This is a genomic window from Rhodococcus cerastii, assembly GCF_033042195.1.
In the GTDB taxonomy this organism is placed as follows: domain Bacteria; phylum Actinomycetota; class Actinomycetes; order Mycobacteriales; family Mycobacteriaceae; genus Rhodococcoides.
The window spans coordinates 388,931-405,331 of record NZ_JAWLKF010000004.1; the positions used below are offsets into that span (position 1 = coordinate 388,931).

Here is a 16,401-nt window from a genome sequence, read left to right on the forward strand (position 1 = left end):
GCAGCGTCTCTCTCGATGCCGTGCAGCGGCGACGGGACAGTGCGAATCCGGTGCCGAAAAAGCTTGTCGGTGCCCGGGGGTAGAACTTGCTACACAGCACCGCCGGGTGACACCCGACGATGCCGACGACAATGGGGAGAGGACGGCCGGTTCGCGTGGCAGTTGTGGACGATCGAGGACAGTCCGACTACTCCGGCCCCTCGTCCAGCGAGGGGCCCGGCGAGGATTTCGGTCGCCAGCCCCCACAGGACATGGCCGCGGAGCAGTCCGTTCTGGGCGGCATGCTGCTGAGCAAGGACGCCATCGCAGACGTGCTAGAGGTGCTTCGTCCCGGCGATTTCTACCGGCCGGCCCACCAGAACGTGTACGACGCGATCCTCGACCTCTACAGCCGCGGTGAGCCTGCCGACCCGGTGACCGTATCGGCCGAGCTGGATCGTCGCGGGGAACTCAAGCGCATCGGCGGCCCGCCGTACTTGATCACCCTCACCCAGACCACGCCGACGGCAGCCAATGCCGGGTACTACGCCGAGATCGTCGCGGAGAAGTCGATTCTGCGCAGGCTCGTACAGGCCGGTACCCGCATCGTGCAGTTCGGTTACGCCGGAGCAGACGGGCAGGACGTGGCCGAGGTCGTCGACCGCGCGCAGGCCGAGGTGTACGAGGTCACCGAGCGCCGCACCTCCGAGGACTTCCTCCCCCTCGAGGAACTCCTGCAGCCCACGATGGACGAAATCGACTCCATCGCCAGCCGCGGCGGCATATCCCTTGGCGTACCAACAGGATTCGCCGAACTCGACGAAATCACCAACGGCTTGCACCCGGGTCAGATGATCATCGTGGCGGCGAGGCCTGGCGTGGGTAAGTCGACCCTAAGTATGGATTTTATGCGTTCGTGCTCCATCAAGCACGGCATGCCCAGTGTCATCTTCTCTCTGGAGATGAGTCGCACCGAGATCGTCATGCGACTGTTGTCCGCCGAGGCGAAGATCAAGCTCGGCGACATGCGTTCGGGAAAGATGACCGACGACGACTGGACCAAGCTGGCCCGCCGAATGAGCGAGATCAGCGAAGCGCCGTTGTTCGTCGACGATTCTCCGAACCTGACGATGATGGAAATCCGCGCCAAGGCCCGTCGCCTCAAACAGCGCAACGGCCTGAAACTCATTGTGGTGGACTACCTTCAGCTGATGTCGTCCGGTAAAAAGGTCGAATCTCGTCAGCAGGAGGTCTCGGACTTCTCGCGTCAGCTCAAGCTGTTGGCGAAGGAACTCGAATGCCCGGTGGTCGCGGTCTGCCAGCTGAACCGTGGTCCTGAGCAGCGAACCGACAAGAAGCCGATGGTGTCCGACCTCCGTGAGTCCGGCTCACTCGAGCAGGACGCCGACATGGTGATTCTGCTGCACCGCCCCGACGCGATCGAGCGCGACGACCCCCGCGGCGGTGAGGCCGACTTGATTCTCGGCAAGCACCGTAACGGTCCGACCGCGACAATCACCGTGGCACACCAGCTTCACCTGTCCAGATTCGTGGACATGGCGCGGGGCTAGTTGGATCGGTCGGCCGACCGCAGATCTTTGGTCAGTGCGGTCCACACGTCGATCAGGCCGGGGTGAGGACGGCGCAGCCAAGCGGCGGCCGCGTCGTCTATGCAGAGGAAGAAGAGTGTGAACGTGTCCGACCCGTCGGGATTCCTTGTCCCGCCGCTACCGGCCAGCAGTTCGTTTCCTGCCGGCATGTCATGTTCGACTGTGTCGAGTACGTCCGCGCGAGTCCAGTTCGTGCGGAGTGGTCCAGGAATTCTCAGTGTGGGCGCGCCGGGAAACGGAGTCGCCTCGACAATCCTGATGTCGCGCAGATGAATTCCGTCCGGCCGGAAGGTTCCGCGAATGGCTACCAGGTTGCCGGCCGCGGAGGCATCGAGATCGGAGCCGTTCAACGGTAGCCGCGCCACACTCGAGGATTCCGCTGCCCGATCGGGAGTATCGGGTTCGATGAACAGCGAACCATCGGAGTCCGCCACCAGTGTGCCTCGCCCGATAACGAGGTCGCCGACGGCGACGACGAGGTGCTCCAGATCCATGGACCCGAGTCTGTGCTCGATTGGCGTCGACCGTCAACGGTCTGCAACCCCACAGTCCGGTGCAACACCGGCAGCTATCAGCCTTCGCTCTTGTGCGAACAGGGGTTGAACAAACCTATCGTTCGGTTTATGGTGACGCCACCGATCCGATGAGAGGCCGAACATGAAATCGAACCGCGTACGCACCCTGGTCGTATCCAGCTTCGTCGCTTTGGCGATGCTGAGCGCAGCCCCCTCCGCATCGGCCGCTCCCAGCGACGCGACGCCACCGACGTTCGGATCGTCGGGTCTGACCATCGAGCAGGTCGACGACATCATTCGAATCTTCCTGCCGGGCCACTGCACGGTCATGGGAAGTGTCGGTTGCAGCACCCCCGCCGCACTTCTCGACTGACCTGAGCTCCAATGTCTGAGAACAACTCTCGCTCTGTGCACCTGCGCGGACAGCATCTCTGAGGTCGAGAACCAACACCAACGGCGCTGGTCCAACGCTGGGTCGCGTATTCTCGCTGTGAATCAACCGAGCACCTGACGCCGCATTCGACGAAAGTGATCCATGCCAGAGGACCAGAACGTAGACGTTCCACCGAATCGCCTCTCGATCGATCCGCGGAGCCCCTTCTACAACGAAGAAGTTCTTCAGCGGGACGTGGGTATTCGCTTCAATGGCGTCGAGAAGACCAGTGTGCGCGAATACAACGTGACCGAGGGTTGGGTCCGAGTCGAAGTCCCTACCGCGAAGGATCGCTTCGGAAATCCCATGCTCGTCAAGCTCAAGGGCACGGTCGAACCGTACTTCCGCGGCGCGAAGTAGCGGATTAGGTACCGAGCACATCGCCCTCGCGTTCGGGCGCTACTGATCAGATTCGGTATCGAATCAGTCGTGAGCTGTTGCCCACCACCGCGACCGAGGATGCGTTGTGCAGAATCGCGGCGAGCACCGGAGACAGTGCTCCACCGGCGCTGACGACGAGGCCCAGTGCATTCACAGCGATCGACATTCCGTAGTTCTGCCGGATGACGGACACCGAATGTCGGCCGAGATCGCGAACGTCGAGCAACCGTGTCAGGTCGTCGCTGGCCAGAGCTACATCGGCCGTCTCGACGGCAACATCGGTGCCCGCCAAGCCCATTGCGATTCCGATATCCGCGACGGCGAGGGCGGGAGCGTCGTTGGTGCCGTCTCCGACCATGGCGACGACGTAGCCCTCTTCTTGTAGCTTTCGGACGGCTTCGAGTTTGTCGTCGGGCATCACCTCGGCTCGCCACTCGGCAATGCCCAGTTCGGCGGCTACGGCCGCAGCGGTCTCGGGGTGATCTCCGGTGAGCATGACGATGCGTTCCACACCGTCGGCGCGAAGGGCGTTCAGTACGTCCAGAGCATTCGACCGGACCTCGTCGCGCAGGCTGATCAACCCGACCAACACCCCGTCGACTGCGAGAAGCAATGGGGTCTCGGCCTGACGCTGAAGTCGCGAAACCCAGTCGGCTGCATACTCGGACACGTCGACGTTCTCGCTGCGCAGCAGCGAAGGACTGCCCAGCAGCAAGGTCCGGCCGTCTGCGACGGTGCGCATGCCGAGACCGACGAGCACCTCGCATTCCTCGTGCGGAGGAATGACGATGTGGCGTTCCTCGGTGCTGCGAATCACGGCCTCGGCCAACGGATGTCGAGAATGGATTTCGGAACTGGCCGCGTACGCCAGTACCTGCTCAGGCTCCCAGTCGTCCTGAAAAGACACGACATTGGTGACGACGGGGCGCCCGACGGTGAGGGTTCCGGTCTTGTCGAACACGAAGGCATCGACTCTGCCTGCTTGTTCCAGATGCGATCCGCCCTTGATGAGAATGCCTCGGCGAGCACCGTTTCCGATAGCGGCACTGATGGCCGTCGGAGTCGACAACCCTACCGCGCACGGACATGCGACGAGCAGCATGGTCATCGCTCGTCGGACATCGCGGGTGACAACGAGCGTGAGAGCCGACAGGATGAACGACGCGGGTACGAACCGACGTGAGAAGTTCTCTCCCACAGTCTGAATCGGGGCGCGGTCTTCCTGCGCTTCCTCGACACGGGAAATGATTCGACCGATCGTCGTATCGCGGCCCACCGCAGACGCGCGGATGACGATGCGGCCACGAACCACGACGGATCCAGCGTGGATGCGGTCGCCTGCAACGATCGATACCGGCAGTGTCTCACCGGTGATCGCCGACTGGTCGACCACCGCGTCCCCGTCGACGACGGTCCCGTCCACCGGAACGCCGACGTGATCGTGCACGACGACCTCGTCGCCGATCTCCAGCCGATCGACGTCCACGGAGATCTCGGAACCGTCGGGTAGCCGGATCCATGCGGTGTCCTGCGTGCCGGTCAGGAGATCGGAGATTGCCCGACGAGTGCGCTTGAGGGTCAGCTCCTGCAGGTATTCGCCGATGTTGAGCAGCCACAGCACGGTCAGGGCAACGACATTCTCGCGGAGTACGAGACTTGCCACAGTGGCAGCGCTGACGAGCGCGTCGGTGCCGGCGGACCGGTTTCCGGCCAGCGAGCGCAGCGCTCCCTTCAGGAACGGATAGCCGGTGAAGATGGTGGCTCCGGTGGCCACGACACGGCTGGTGGGGCCGAGGATGGGTGGCCGCCGGAAGGCGTAGCGACGGAAGCCGAGCAGGACCAGCGCGGCTCCGCCGATGGTCATGCGCAGGACGTCGCCGTTGTTGACGTCCGCAGACCGTGGGCTACGGACTGGTACGAGTCCCCAGTCGGTGGTGCGACCGGCGTTCACTGCGTCGAACAACTCTGCCCGGTCGATGCGGGTGCGGGAGTACCAGACCACAACCGATGCGGTGCGGGGATACGCGTGGACGGCCCGCACGCCGCGAATCTTGTCGACGTGGTCTTCGACGGCGACCGCGCGACCCGGACTGGACCGCAGCCAGTCGACGCGGAGCCGCATGCGGCCGGCTGCGTCGGACAGGATTTCGATGCCATCCGCGCGGTCGGGAACCGCATCGAGCGAGTGTTCGACGAGCGTCGTCATAATCGGCGTGCTGTCGCGGTCAGTGCGAGTGGCCGTGGCCGACTTCGGTGGCCGAGGGTGGCGGTACCTCTTCGCCGAGCCGGTCGCGTGCCTCCGCAACGACATCGGACACGGCCAAACGCGCTGATTCGGCGTGAATTTCGGCTTTTCGTGCGGCGCGGAGACCGAGTTCGGTTGCCGATACCGCAGCCTTGCGGACGGGAGCCTTGTCGTACAGCTTCTTGGCACCGTTGTATGCGGCGACTCCGACTGCGCCTGTTACGACCGTCGATACTGCCTTCGCGACGATGATCGGAAACGCCATGTTGTAGCTCCTCGAATTCGAACCTGACCCACTTATTGGGAATCGTATTCGTTTTGTTCGGCTGTGGCGACTTCCGGGGTCGCGGGAAGCATCATCGGATCGGCATCGTGGTGCGGAACGCTCTGGTCACGTAGGGAAGGTCGATCGTCGTCGAGCCGTTCAGGCCCAGTTCGTCGAACAGTGCGGCGAGTTCCTGGTCGATCCGGTTGCGCTCATCGGCGGTGGCAGTGATGTAGAAGCTGCGCGACCGAACCAGGTCGGTCAGCTGGGACCGAGTCACAGTCCGCGACCACGCCCACCGCTTTTCGTCGAGCTGATGGAACGGTTCTGCGATCGGCGGTGGACCGTCGTCGAACATGGTCAGGGCTCCACCACGCGAGACCACCGAGTTCAGTCGCCGAACCCACGGCTGCGATTCGTCGCGAAGGTTCCAGATCAGTCCCAGGGTGCCGCTAGGGCGAAGAACCCGGCCGATCTCGCGTGACGCGGCCACTGGCTCGACCCAGTGCCAGGCCTGTCCGAGCAGGACGGCATCCACGCTTCCGTCTTCCAACGGGAGGGACTCGGCAGTGCCGACGTGGGCGGAAACGCCGGGCACTGCGTCGCGCAGGGCGTCGAGCATGGCGGGATCAGGGTCGACGGCGACGGCATCGCACCCTGCAGCAACGATGATGCGGGTGAGCTTGCCGGTGCCGGCTCCGACGTCGGCGACAAGAGGACGCCTGCCGACCTCGAGAACGGGTTCCAACAGCCACTCGACCGCGGCTGACGGGTATTCGGGGCGAGCAGATTCGTACACGTCGGCGACGGTCCCGAACGACGTCGAGCTGTTATCTCGGCTAACCATATAGCCAGGTTACATCTCCTGCGTCAGTTCAGTTCGAGTTCGTAGTAGAGAGCCTTCGGTCCCTCGCCGCGGCCTTCGTGGCAGTCGAACCCACGCTTTTCGTATACGTGTCGCGCCGCCTCGTCGTCCTCTGAGGTATTGAGGTCCATGTAGGTGGCACCCCTGCCGCGCGCGTGTTCGATGACGCCATCGAGAAAGGTTGTGCCGTAGCCCTTCCCGCGAAGACCGGGCTGGATGTAGAACTCGGCCAGGTAGGCCTCGAGGTCTGCGCTCAGCGTACCGGTCCGGAAGCGCAGTACCGCAACACCGATAGCGGGAGTCCCGAACGTCAGCACGCTGGTGTCGCCCGACTTCACCAGAGTGTCGAGATGTGCTGCAAGCCAGTCGGGCTCGGGCACCGGGTAGTCGTACTCGCGATTGAAATCGATCAACAGCTGCGCAGCCTCGATGAATTCGGCGGCATCCTGGACGGCACGTGTACCGCTGACCGATGTCATCGACTTCTCCCCCGTCAGTGATCCGGTTGAACGAGATTCTTCGCATCGAGCAGACCGAGACCGGGATGCATCTCTCGTAGCGCTTTGATGGCGTGGACAGTTCTGCCGGATTCTGCGACCACCGCGTCGACATCCTCGGCGGGTACGGCCTCGGGCCCGATCTTCTCCGGAGACGTCCGGGACCGGCTCTCTCCGAACCAGATGAACGGACCGGCTACAGCCAGCACAACCAGCTTCGACCAGTTCCAGGCAGAAGGATCGGACACAAGGTCGCTGATGGTCATGAACGCGAGCGCAGCCAGCAACGCGGCAAGCCCGTATCGCTTCCAGGGGCGTTCTTCGGCCTTCATGCCTTTCATGCTGTCACCGCACCCCGGTATGGGCAACGGCTTAGCGTCGCAATTCGATACCGCCCGTCAACCGTCGTACACCTCCGTGGTGATGCAGAAGGGGTGTCCGGCAGGGTCGAGGAGAACGCGCCAACGGGGGTCAGGCTGGTCCGCCGCCTCGGTCGCTCCGCATTCGACTGCGTAGGAAACAGATCCCGCGAGGTCCCCTCCCGCGTTTAGGTCGAAGTGCACGATCGAAGTCGACGGCCACACGGGCGGAATGTATTTCGCTACTTTCTGCGCAACGATGTTCAGGCCTGCCTGCGTGCGTATGCCCGAGCTCGACGGGTTCTCCCACAACAGCTCTCCACCGAGTAGGGCGAGGTAGAAGCGAGCCAGCTCCGCCGGCTCGGCGCAGTCGATGGACGTCCCCGCTACAGCGAGGTGTTTTCGCGGCATGTCTGGAGACTACGGGCGGCGGTGCGCTCAGTGTCCACGATTCTGCTCGAGAATCTGGAAAGCGCATCGGAGCACAAATGTTGGACACCCACCGCACCACCCACTTCTGCCTTGACCTCGAGTGCACTCGAGGTTGCAAGGTGGGGTCATGCAGAGGACTTACGACGAGTTGCCGCAACTCATGACATTGATGACGGGCGACGAAAAGCACAGCACCAGTGCCACTTCGACGCTGGATGTGTTGTGGGTGCTGTACTCCGACATAGTGCGGCTCGATCCTACGAATCCCGATGACCCGAATCGTGATCGGTTCTATCTGTCCAAGGGGCATGGCCCGATGGCGTACTACGCCGTGCTCGCGGCACGTGGATTCTTGACGCCCACCGAGCTCGCGTCGTTCGGCAGCTACCACTCTCCGCTGGGTAATCATCCGGACCGCACGCTCATTCGCGGGGTCGACATCGGATCCGGATCGCTCGGTCATGGTCTGGCGCTGGCCGCTGGAACTGCTGTCGCGCTGCGGATTCAGAAGCGCATTGCCCGAGTCTTCGTACTGATCGGCGACGCGGAACTCGACGAGGGCAGCAATATGGAGGCCATCCAATTCGCTGCGCGGTCCGAGTTGGGCAACCTGACCGCCGTGGTGATCGACAACGATTCTGCCGGTCTGGGTTGGCCCGGAGGTATCGCCTCGCGGTTCGCCGTCGAGGGGTGGCTCACCTCTGACGTCGACGGTCGAGACCACAGTGCTCTTCGCCAGGCGTTTCGCGCCGATCACGCAGGCCGTCCGCACGTGGTGGTCGCTCACGTCGAAAAGAAGGAGAGCTGATGAGTGCATCGCTGGATCAACGCGAATACTTCTACAGTCTGGTACCCCAATTGTTGGCGCATAACGAGCGAACAGCGTTGGTGCTGGCGGAGATCGGAGCCGGGTATCTCGAACCGCACCTCACCCCTGATATTCGATCGCGGGTCATCAACGTCGGGATTCGAGAGCAGGCGATGATCGGTGTCGCCGGTGGTCTGGCCCTGGCCGGAATGCGGCCGATCGTGCATACCTTCCCGCCGTTTCTGATCGAGCGACCCTTCGAGCAGGTGAAGCTCGATCTGGGGCACCAGGGCGTCGGTGCCATCCTGGTGAGCTCGGGCGGGTCCTACGGATGGCCGCAGGGCGGCGAGACACATTTCGGTCAGCGAGATGTCGCACTCCTCGACACGCTGGGCGAGTGGACGGTCCACGTCCCCGGTCACGTAGACGAGGTCGAGTGGATGCTGCACAGCGCGGCGGCCACCGACGATCGCGTGTACATCAGGCTCGACGGGGTGTGCAACGATCGCCCTTACGGACGGTCCGACGGGATGTTCACCGTTCTGCAGCAGGGCAATTCGGGAACCGTCATCTCCGTCGGGCCCATGACCGATCGGGTGCAGAACGCGGCCGAAGGCCGCGACCTGACGGTGCTGCATGCGTCGACGATCAGGCCCTTCGACAGTGCCACTCTACGAGAGAGGCTGACGGCGCCGGACATCATGATCGTCGAGCCGTATCTCGCGGGAACGTCTGTGCTGCAGGTTGATCGAGCCTTGGCCGATGTGCGTCATCGGGTGTCGGGAATCGGGGTGGAGCCCGGAGAGCGTCGCAAGTACGGCACAGTGGCCGAACACGATCGGGCCAACGGCCTGGACGTCGAAGGGCTGTCCCGATCGATGGACGACTTCTTCGGCTGATCAGCCCTGGCGTCGTTCGTATCTGCTCTTGGCAACGTTGTAGGCGGAGTCCAGTAGTTCCCGAACGTGTGTCTCGGTCTGCGCCGACGGGTTGACCACCGAAAGCCAACCGGCGGTGCCGTACTGAGGGTGGGCGGCGATGACGTCGTCGCTGTCGGCCTGGGGTGCGTGGGCCGCGTCGCGGGGCGGCATTCCCAGAATCCTCTCGAAATCCTGCTTTCCTGCAACGATATTGACGCGGAACGCGCCTGGCCTGTTCAGTTGGGACAATTCGTCACCCGGATAGTTCTTGGTCACGATGGTTGCGAACGGCTGCGTCGTCGGGATCGTCCCGTCGGGTGAGTAGTAGAAGAACGCATCGCCCCAAGCAAGTTCGGGAGTTCCATCACCCTCTCGTGGGCGCTGCGTCACGGTGCCCTCGAAGCTGGCGACCACGTTCACGATGTCGTCGAGTGTCATTCATCGATCGTCACATGTTCGGCAGCTTCTGCCCAGAGTTCAGCCCACTTTGTAGGTTCCCGTACCGGTTGCGACGAGGCGGCCGGATTCGGTCCCGACGATGTCGACTCGACATGTCTTCAGGCTCCGGCCCGCGTGCATCCGGGTCCCGACGATGTCGACACCCTCGGCGTAGACCGGCTCCATGAACTGCACAGACATGGAGACCGTGACGCCCCGAAGCTTCTCGGGCACTGCGGATCCGGCCCATGCGGCGGTCATGATCCCGATATCGATGCAGCCGGCTATCACGCCGCCGTGCAGCATCTGGCCGACGGTGGACAGCTCATCGCGGTATGGCAGCCGCAGCCGAGCTGTGCCCTCGTCGATGGTCACCAGCTCGATGCCCAGTTGCTGCACGAACGGTGACTGCGGGAGAAACATGGCCATCGCCGCGCTGCCGCTGTCCGGTGCCTGTACGTCGTTGGTTGTCATCACTACCCTCTATCGTAATTGGATTCCGATATCGGAATCAGAGTACGATAAAGTTATGGTCTTGGATACCCCCACCGACAAGCGGAAGCGTCGAACCCACAACGCTGTGCTCGACGCCGGTCAGAAGCTCTTCCTTCGGCACGGCTATCGCGGAACGACGATCGAGATGCTCACTGCAGCAGCAGATGTGGCAGTGAGTTCGATCTACGCCAACTTCGGCGCAGGCAAGGTCGACGTCTATGCGGCACTGGCGTGGCGAACTGCGCTCACTCACGTCGAGCAGATGTCTGCACCCATCGACGCGGTCGACCCCGTCCGTGTGGTTGCCGAGTTCCTCGACCGATACATCGCGTTCCACCGCGAGAATCCACTGGCGCTGCGACTGCTGGCGCTGACGGATGTGGACAAGTCCGAGTCCGTATCGGTCGGTGAGGCGAAGAACAGGATCGACACTGCACTCGGAGAACTCATCGATTCGGTGACGCGAGCGGTGGAGAACGCCGGTACCGACGTCGTCCCCCGTGCACTGGTTCTGAATGCCTGGGCAGCGATGAACGGCGCCGTGTCACTGCGACAGCGACGCATCGTCGATCAACCGATGCTCGACGCGATGCTCGCGATCACGCGGGCCGATATGCTCCGTCACCTGACAGGCGCGTCCGATGAAAACCGGTGATCGCCCGCTCGAGCGGAGGATCAGGCCCTCGCGGTGGAGACCGCGCGACCGATGATCTGTTCGATTCCGTAGATGTCGTCGGAGTCTCGTGGTGCGTAGAGGAAGACGTAGGTCTCGGGCAACCCGAGGACCGGGCGTCCGGCCAAAGGGTGCAGTTCGCCCCACCCGGCGGAGATGACGGTCTGGGCGTCGTCCGGCTGCATCACCACGTGCATCGAGCCTTCGCTCTCGTGTACGTGCAGAACTTCGCCCTTCGTTCGGGATATCCACGGCGCGGCAGCACTGATGTCCGAGACGTACAGCGCGTCGCCTCGTCGCTCGAATCGACTGCGCTCCATGTGAAACGGCGATTCCGGTCCGGCGTGTTCGGCGACGGCGGCAGTCAGACGCTCGATCGAAGCATGGGTACCTCGATCGGTGAGTTGGCGATGAGGAATGGGGTGCGGCGCGATCGCCGGCCGAGTCCCGGGGCGCTGTTCGAGATGCCAGTGCAGGCCAGGACTCGATGTGCCGGCGACCGTCAGTGGATCGCGTCGAGCAAGTGGCCTCAGGGCAGTGGTGATCAGCCAGCCGCCCACGTTCGCGGGAAGGCCGCCCGGCCCCAGTTCCATCCACGCGGCGTAGTCGCTCTTGACGTTGTGCACAGCCCCCCCAGGTCACGTCGCTCAGCGACAACGTAGCCCGGAGGGGCCTGTCGTGGGTAGCTCTACCTCAGGCCGGGCAGCTCACGGTGTAGGTCCAGACGGTGCCGACCGGTCCGGTGACGCGCACCAGAACATTGGTTGCTGCGCCGGGCGGAACTGCCACCACCACCGAGCCGACGCCGGTGCTGCCGCCGACATAGCCGGTGTTGTGGATCAGTGCGCCCTGGTAGAACACCTCGATCTGATCGGGAACGTCGACGGTGTCGTAGCTGAGAACGAACGACGTCGGTCCGGTTCGACCCAACTCGTGCAGGGTCTCCGTCAGGCCCTCTTCGCCCGACAGTGTCGAGGCGTTGCACTGCTGGGTCGCGATACCTCCGTTCGCCGAACCCGTGTCGATCCCGAGGATGTCGCCGGCGATGGCACTTCCGCTGCCGAGAATGCGTACACCGTTGTCGATGATGTTCCCGCCGTCGAGAATCGCGCTGCCACTGTCGACGATGGCGCTGCCGCTGTCGACGATCGGGCCGAGTTCGGGCTGGGCCAGGGCCGACGAGGGCGCGGCCAATGTGAACGCTGCGGCGGTCAGGGCCACCGCCACCGAACGGCGCGCCAGGTTCTTACGAATTCCACTCTTGCTCGACACAATTCCTCCACCGAAAGTATTGGACGGGCTGTCCGTCTCAGCGATGGTGACACAACGGAACCGCGTCGGATATCCCTTGTTCGGATGATCGTTCGGAGCCAAATTGTCTGTGCCCCAAAGGCTTGTGTCGTTCGGTCGACTGAACAACGGGGCCGACCCGGACCGCGTCGTACATCTCGAGATGTACGACGAAATACCCACGCAGACCGATGTGGCGCGGCCTGCCGGTTCGTAACGTTGTCCAGGTCAACGAAACAGCTATATCGGAGGAACCGTCATGCACGCCGTAACACTTCTGTCTCAGCAACCGTCCACCACCGAGCAGGTGCTGGGGTGGGGGTTGGGAACCGTCGTTCTGGTGGCAGTGCTCGGCGCGGTCGTACTGTTCGTTGCTGCGCTGGTCAGCATCATCGGATCGCCGAACTACACCGTCGCCGGTCGCGCAGTGTGGATCTTCGTCGTTCTGGCGTTCCCGTTCCTCGGTCCCCTGGTCTGGTTCGTGTGGGGTCGGAAGTCGACGTTCGCCGTCGATGCCTCCAACGGTCTCAGATGATCGAACCGATCGTGCGCGCCGCGTCGGCGAACTCCCCGGGGTTGGGGCCCGCATAGTTGAGTCGAAGGTACTTTCCGGTTGGTTCGGCGGGGAAGTAGTCGTCGCCGGCCCCGACGATGACGCCCGCCGATTTGCATTCTCGCACAATGCGTTCCAGATCTGCGTCGTCGCTCAGTCGCATCCAGAGATTGAGTCCACCTCGGGGCACCGCGTCGAGATGTCCACGCGGTGCGAACTCGATGAGGCTGTTCGCCAACAAGTCTCGACGCGAAGCCAGCTGAGTACGCAACCGCCGCAGGTGGGTTCGCCAGGCAGGCTGCGTGACCACATCGAGCGCCACGGCTTGCAGAATCCCGCTGACATACATCGATTCGGCTCCCGTATCGGCGAGGATGCGTTCGTGTGCGGGCCCGCGAGCAATCAGGCCTGCCAGGCGAACCGAGGGTGACACCGTCTTGGTGAGTGAGCGAAGGTAGACGACATGCCCGGCGTCGTCCCGTGCGGCCAGCGGACTCGGCTCCGCGGTGATGCCGAAATCGTGGGCCGAGTCGTCCTCGATCAGAAACGCGCCGTGGCGTCGAACAGTGGCGAGGACCTGCTCGGACAATGTGGGCGACCACTGTGCACCGGTGGGGCTGGCGAACGTGGGTTGGGCATAGAACGCCCGAGCGCCGGTGTGCGCGAATGCCCGAGCGAGCGCGTCGGGGTCCGGACCGTCGACGCCGCTGGGTATCGGTACGACGCGGACACCTGCCTGCGTGGCAGCAAGGATCGCGCCCCAGTACGTCGGGGACTCCATGAGCAACGGCCGACCGGCTCCGACGAGCGCCCGAAATGCCGTGCTGAGTCCGGTCTGGCTGCCGGGGATGATGACGACGTCACTGGCCGACGGTGGCGTGATGCCCAACGGTGTCGACGCCCCCAACTCGGCGGCGAACCATGCCCGCAGTTCCGGCAGGCCCGCGGTGGGTGGTCGGTCGATCACCGCGTCGGTGCGGGAGGCGCGAGTGAATGCCGCGTGAACAAGCCTTTCCGGCAACAACTCTCGGGCCGGGTAGCCAGAATGCAGAGCGATCACGTCGCTCGAGGTCGACTGCAGAGCCGCTGGCAGTTGCAGTCGATTGTCCGGCGCTCCCAGAGCCGCAGTCTGCCACCCGTAATCGTTGGGGCGCGCTGTGCGCACCGTCTTGACGAATGTGCCGACGCCAGGCCGGCTTTCGATGACGCCCTGCGCGATGAGCGTGCGGAGAGCCTTCTGAACCGTGACCGGGCTTGCCGAATGTTCGGCGACCAGGGCGCGGGTGGACGGCAGCCGGGCTTCCGGTGGCGCAGTCGCAATCCATATTCTCAGTGCAGACACGATCCGGGAACTGCTATCGTCGGACATGACACAGCATAGTAGCGCTACTCGGTCTGGGGCGGGTCTGCTATCCCGCGCCGGACTGCTCTGGGGCCTGGCAGGCGTCACGGCGTTCTCGTTCACGGTGCCGCTGACCCGCGTCGCCGTCACCGGGGGCCTGTCCCCGCTTTTCGTCGGAACTGGACGCGCTGTAGTCGCCGCCGCATTGGCTGCGGTAGCGCTCGCCGCTACTGGGCAACGGCTCCCTCAGGGGCGGCAGTGGATGCGGCTCGCGGTGATCGCGGCCGGTGTCGTCATCGGCTTCCCGGTGCTCACCTCGTACGCCCTCACCACTGCATCGGCCGGGCACAGCGCCGTTGTCATCGCATTGTTGCCGGCCGCCACCGCCGTCGTCGCTGTTGTCCGCGAACGGCAACCCGTGCGGCCGATGTTCTGGTTGGTCGCAGGCGTGGGCGCTGCCGTCGCAGTCGGATTCGCTGCTCTGCAAGGCGGGCAGTCGACGGGTGTGCAGTGGTCGGATCTGCTGCTGCTCGGAGCAGTGGTGGCCGCGGCGGTGGGATACGCCGAGGGCGGCCTGTTGTCGCGAGAACTAGGCGCGTGGCAGACGGTGTCGTGGGCGCTGGTCGTGTCCGTACCGGTCACCGGCGCATCGGCCGCGTTCGCGTGGTGGCAGCAACCCTCGACAGCCGGTGCGCCCGAGTGGACAGCCTTCGGGTATCTGGCGGTGGTGAGTATGTACCTGGGGTTCTTCGCTTGGTACCGGGGATTGGCGATCGGTCCGATGTCCAGCGTCAGCCAGGTCCAGTTGATCCAACCTGTGCTCACCATCTGCTGGGCCGCGATCATCCTGCGCGAGGGCTTGACCTGGCCGGTGCTCGTGGGTGGAGCGGCGGTCATCGTGTGTGCAACAGTGGCGGTCCGGACCCGGATGTCGCCGACCGTTCGGCAGGAGGAGTTTTCGAAATGACGAAATCGATCGATCAAGCGCGCAAGCTCGAGAACGTGCGGTACGACATTCGTGGACGCATTCTGGACAAGACCGAAGAACTCGAGGAGCAGGGGCACGCGATCCTGCGGCTCAACGTCGGCAATCCTGCCCCGTTCGGTTTCGAGGCACCGGACGAGATCATGATGGCGATGATCCGCAACCTCCCTACCGCACAGGGTTATTCGGACTCCCGGGGCCTGTTCTCTGCCCGCACCGCGGTGGTCCAGTACTACCAGACCAAAGGCCTGACCGATCTCGACGTGGGCGACGTCTACCTCGGCAACGGGGTATCGGAATTGATCACCATGACGATGCAGGCCTTGTGCAACCCTGAAGACGAAATCCTGATCCCGTCGCCCGACTATCCGCTGTGGACGGGCTCGGTGGCTCTCGCCGGGGGCGTACCCGTCCACTATCTGGCCGACGAAAGCCAGGACTGGGCCCCGGACTTCGAGGACCTCGAAGCCAAGATCACCCCCCGCACCCGTGCGATCGTGGTGATCAATCCCAACAACCCCACGGGAGCGGTGTATCCGCGTGAGGCACTGGAGCGATTCGTCGACCTGGCGCGGAAGCACGATCTCATTCTGCTGGCCGACGAGATCTACGAGAAGATCGTCTACGACGGTGCGGAGATGATCAATCTCGCCACTCTGACGGGCAAAGATGTTCTGTGCCTGACCTATTCGGGTCTGTCGAAAGCTTACCGAGTGTGTGGATTTCGTGCCGGGTGGCTGGCGATCACGGGCCCGCGTCGGCGCGCGGCGAGTTTCATCGAGGGCATTACCCTGCTGTCCAATATGCGCATGTGTGCGAATGTCCCGGCGCAGCACGCGATACAGACCGCGCTCGGCGGTCGGCAGTCGATCGAGGATCTCCTACTTCCGGCGGGCAGGCTGACCGCGCAGCGCGATCTGGCGCATCGCATGCTCAACTCCATCGACGGAATCAGCTGCGTGCAGGCAGCGGGTGCGCTGTACATGTTCCCCAAACTCGACACCGAACGCTTCGGCATCGTCGACGACGAGAAATTCGTCCTCGACTTGCTCGAGTCCGAGAAGATTTTGGTCAGCCACGGCCGCGCATTCAATTGGGATGTGCCCGATCACTTCCGACTGGTGACCCTGCCCAACGTGGACGATCTCGCAACGGCGCTCGAGCGGCTGGGCAACTTCATGAGCTCGTACCGGCAGTGAAGATCGGCCCTCACACTCGGGTGAGTTGGACGGTGAGAAAACCGTCACCGATTTGCACCACCGGTGTAGTCGGTCGAAACCTGCCAGGTGATGAGGTGGTTCTACCGAGGAAAGGAC

General features: G+C 63.7%; 21 protein-coding genes. 9 read left to right on the top strand and 12 right to left on the bottom strand.

All coding sequences use genetic code 11. From position 1 onward, the window contains the following. The first annotated feature begins 155 nt into the window (after window positions 1–155). A complete protein-coding gene (gene dnaB, locus R3P93_RS11170) occupies window positions 156–1,550 on the top strand; it encodes a replicative DNA helicase (RefSeq protein WP_032396923.1) in 1,395 nt (464 codons plus the stop codon). Here the strand turns inward: dnaB and R3P93_RS11175 are convergent. Next, window positions 1,547–2,083 (bottom strand): hypothetical protein, encoded by a 537-nt coding sequence (locus R3P93_RS11175; protein WP_094668984.1) that lies wholly within the window; start codon window positions 2,081–2,083, stop codon window positions 1,547–1,549. The two genes, dnaB and R3P93_RS11175, sit on opposite strands and share 4 nt — an antisense overlap. A 163-nt stretch (window positions 2,084–2,246) precedes the next feature. Here R3P93_RS11175 and R3P93_RS11180 point away from each other — a divergent pair, with 163 nt between their 5' ends. Further along, window positions 2,247–2,477, top strand: a complete 231-nt coding sequence (locus tag R3P93_RS11180) for a hypothetical protein (RefSeq protein ID WP_317533032.1) — start codon at window positions 2,247–2,249, stop codon at window positions 2,475–2,477. A gap of 162 nt (window positions 2,478–2,639) precedes the next feature. Further along, window positions 2,640–2,897: a DUF3297 family protein gene (locus R3P93_RS11185; protein WP_068049250.1), complete on the top strand. Its 258-nt coding sequence runs from the start codon at window positions 2,640–2,642 to the stop codon at window positions 2,895–2,897. A gap of 46 nt (window positions 2,898–2,943) precedes the next feature. Here the strand turns inward: R3P93_RS11185 and R3P93_RS11190 are convergent, their stop codons facing one another. The 6 genes from R3P93_RS11190 to R3P93_RS11215 form a co-directional block, all read right to left on the bottom strand. After that, on the bottom strand, window positions 2,944–5,124 hold the full coding sequence (locus tag R3P93_RS11190; RefSeq protein WP_068049252.1) for a heavy metal translocating P-type ATPase: 2,181 nt from the start codon (window positions 5,122–5,124) through the stop codon (window positions 2,944–2,946). 19 nt (window positions 5,125–5,143) lie between these two features. After that, window positions 5,144–5,428, bottom strand: coding sequence for a DUF1490 family protein (locus tag R3P93_RS11195; RefSeq protein ID WP_068049254.1), 285 nt, complete (start codon window positions 5,426–5,428; stop codon window positions 5,144–5,146). Between the two features lie 91 nt (window positions 5,429–5,519). Further along, window positions 5,520–6,275: a class I SAM-dependent methyltransferase gene (locus tag R3P93_RS11200; RefSeq protein ID WP_317533033.1), complete on the bottom strand. Its 756-nt coding sequence runs from the start codon at window positions 6,273–6,275 to the stop codon at window positions 5,520–5,522. A 23-nt stretch (window positions 6,276–6,298) separates the two neighbouring features. Next, window positions 6,299–6,772 carry a GNAT family N-acetyltransferase gene (locus tag R3P93_RS11205; RefSeq protein ID WP_094687287.1) on the bottom strand — a complete coding sequence of 158 codons (474 nt, stop codon included), beginning with the start codon at window positions 6,770–6,772 and terminating at the stop codon, window positions 6,299–6,301. A gap of 14 nt (window positions 6,773–6,786) precedes the next feature. Next, complete coding sequence (locus R3P93_RS11210; protein ID WP_218829020.1) at window positions 6,787–7,131, bottom strand: hypothetical protein; 345 nt, start codon at window positions 7,129–7,131, stop codon at window positions 6,787–6,789. A 57-nt stretch (window positions 7,132–7,188) separates the two neighbouring features. After that, on the bottom strand, window positions 7,189–7,560 hold the full coding sequence (locus R3P93_RS11215; protein ID WP_094638349.1) for a VOC family protein: 372 nt from the start codon (window positions 7,558–7,560) through the stop codon (window positions 7,189–7,191). A gap of 148 nt (window positions 7,561–7,708) precedes the next feature. Here R3P93_RS11215 and R3P93_RS11220 point away from each other — a divergent pair, with 148 nt between their 5' ends. After that, window positions 7,709–8,389, top strand: coding sequence for a thiamine pyrophosphate-dependent enzyme (locus tag R3P93_RS11220; RefSeq protein ID WP_094638348.1), 681 nt, complete (start codon window positions 7,709–7,711; stop codon window positions 8,387–8,389). After that, window positions 8,389–9,288, top strand: coding sequence for a transketolase family protein (locus tag R3P93_RS11225; protein WP_094638347.1), 900 nt, complete (start codon window positions 8,389–8,391; stop codon window positions 9,286–9,288). The genes R3P93_RS11220 and R3P93_RS11225 overlap by 1 nt, the downstream gene beginning before the upstream one ends. Here R3P93_RS11225 and R3P93_RS11230 read toward each other — a convergent pair whose 3' ends face one another. After that, on the bottom strand, window positions 9,289–9,747 hold the full coding sequence (locus R3P93_RS11230; RefSeq protein WP_068049266.1) for a DUF6194 family protein: 459 nt from the start codon (window positions 9,745–9,747) through the stop codon (window positions 9,289–9,291). A gap of 39 nt (window positions 9,748–9,786) precedes the next feature. Further along, complete coding sequence (locus tag R3P93_RS11235; RefSeq protein ID WP_317533034.1) at window positions 9,787–10,221, bottom strand: PaaI family thioesterase; 435 nt, start codon at window positions 10,219–10,221, stop codon at window positions 9,787–9,789. Window positions 10,222–10,276: 55 nt separating this feature from the next. On the opposite strand from R3P93_RS11235, the gene R3P93_RS11240 reads away from it, so the two are divergent. Beyond that, window positions 10,277–10,897 (top strand): TetR/AcrR family transcriptional regulator, encoded by a 621-nt coding sequence (locus tag R3P93_RS11240; protein WP_317533035.1) that lies wholly within the window; start codon window positions 10,277–10,279, stop codon window positions 10,895–10,897. A gap of 20 nt (window positions 10,898–10,917) precedes the next feature. On the opposite strand, the gene R3P93_RS11245 is transcribed toward R3P93_RS11240, so the two are convergent. Continuing rightward, complete coding sequence (locus R3P93_RS11245) at window positions 10,918–11,541, bottom strand: luciferase domain-containing protein (RefSeq protein WP_317533036.1); 624 nt, start codon at window positions 11,539–11,541, stop codon at window positions 10,918–10,920. Window positions 11,542–11,608: 67 nt separating this feature from the next. Continuing rightward, a complete protein-coding gene (locus R3P93_RS11250) occupies window positions 11,609–12,187 on the bottom strand; it encodes a hypothetical protein (protein ID WP_269596024.1) in 579 nt (192 codons plus the stop codon). A 277-nt stretch (window positions 12,188–12,464) separates the two neighbouring features. Between R3P93_RS11250 and R3P93_RS11255 the strand changes: the two genes are divergently transcribed. After that, window positions 12,465–12,740, top strand: a complete 276-nt coding sequence (locus tag R3P93_RS11255) for a PLD nuclease N-terminal domain-containing protein (RefSeq protein WP_269596023.1) — start codon at window positions 12,465–12,467, stop codon at window positions 12,738–12,740. Here the strand turns inward: R3P93_RS11255 and R3P93_RS11260 are convergent. Beyond that, complete coding sequence (locus R3P93_RS11260) at window positions 12,733–14,127, bottom strand: aminotransferase-like domain-containing protein (RefSeq protein ID WP_269596022.1); 1,395 nt, start codon at window positions 14,125–14,127, stop codon at window positions 12,733–12,735. The genes R3P93_RS11255 and R3P93_RS11260 overlap by 8 nt on opposite strands. Here R3P93_RS11260 and R3P93_RS11265 point away from each other — a divergent pair. Further along, window positions 14,126–15,067, top strand: coding sequence for a DMT family transporter (locus R3P93_RS11265; RefSeq protein WP_269596021.1), 942 nt, complete (start codon window positions 14,126–14,128; stop codon window positions 15,065–15,067). The genes R3P93_RS11260 and R3P93_RS11265 overlap by 2 nt on opposite strands. Continuing rightward, complete coding sequence (locus R3P93_RS11270) at window positions 15,064–16,284, top strand: pyridoxal phosphate-dependent aminotransferase (protein ID WP_149406755.1); 1,221 nt, start codon at window positions 15,064–15,066, stop codon at window positions 16,282–16,284. The genes R3P93_RS11265 and R3P93_RS11270 overlap by 4 nt, the downstream gene beginning before the upstream one ends. Window positions 16,285–16,401 lie beyond the last annotated feature (117 nt).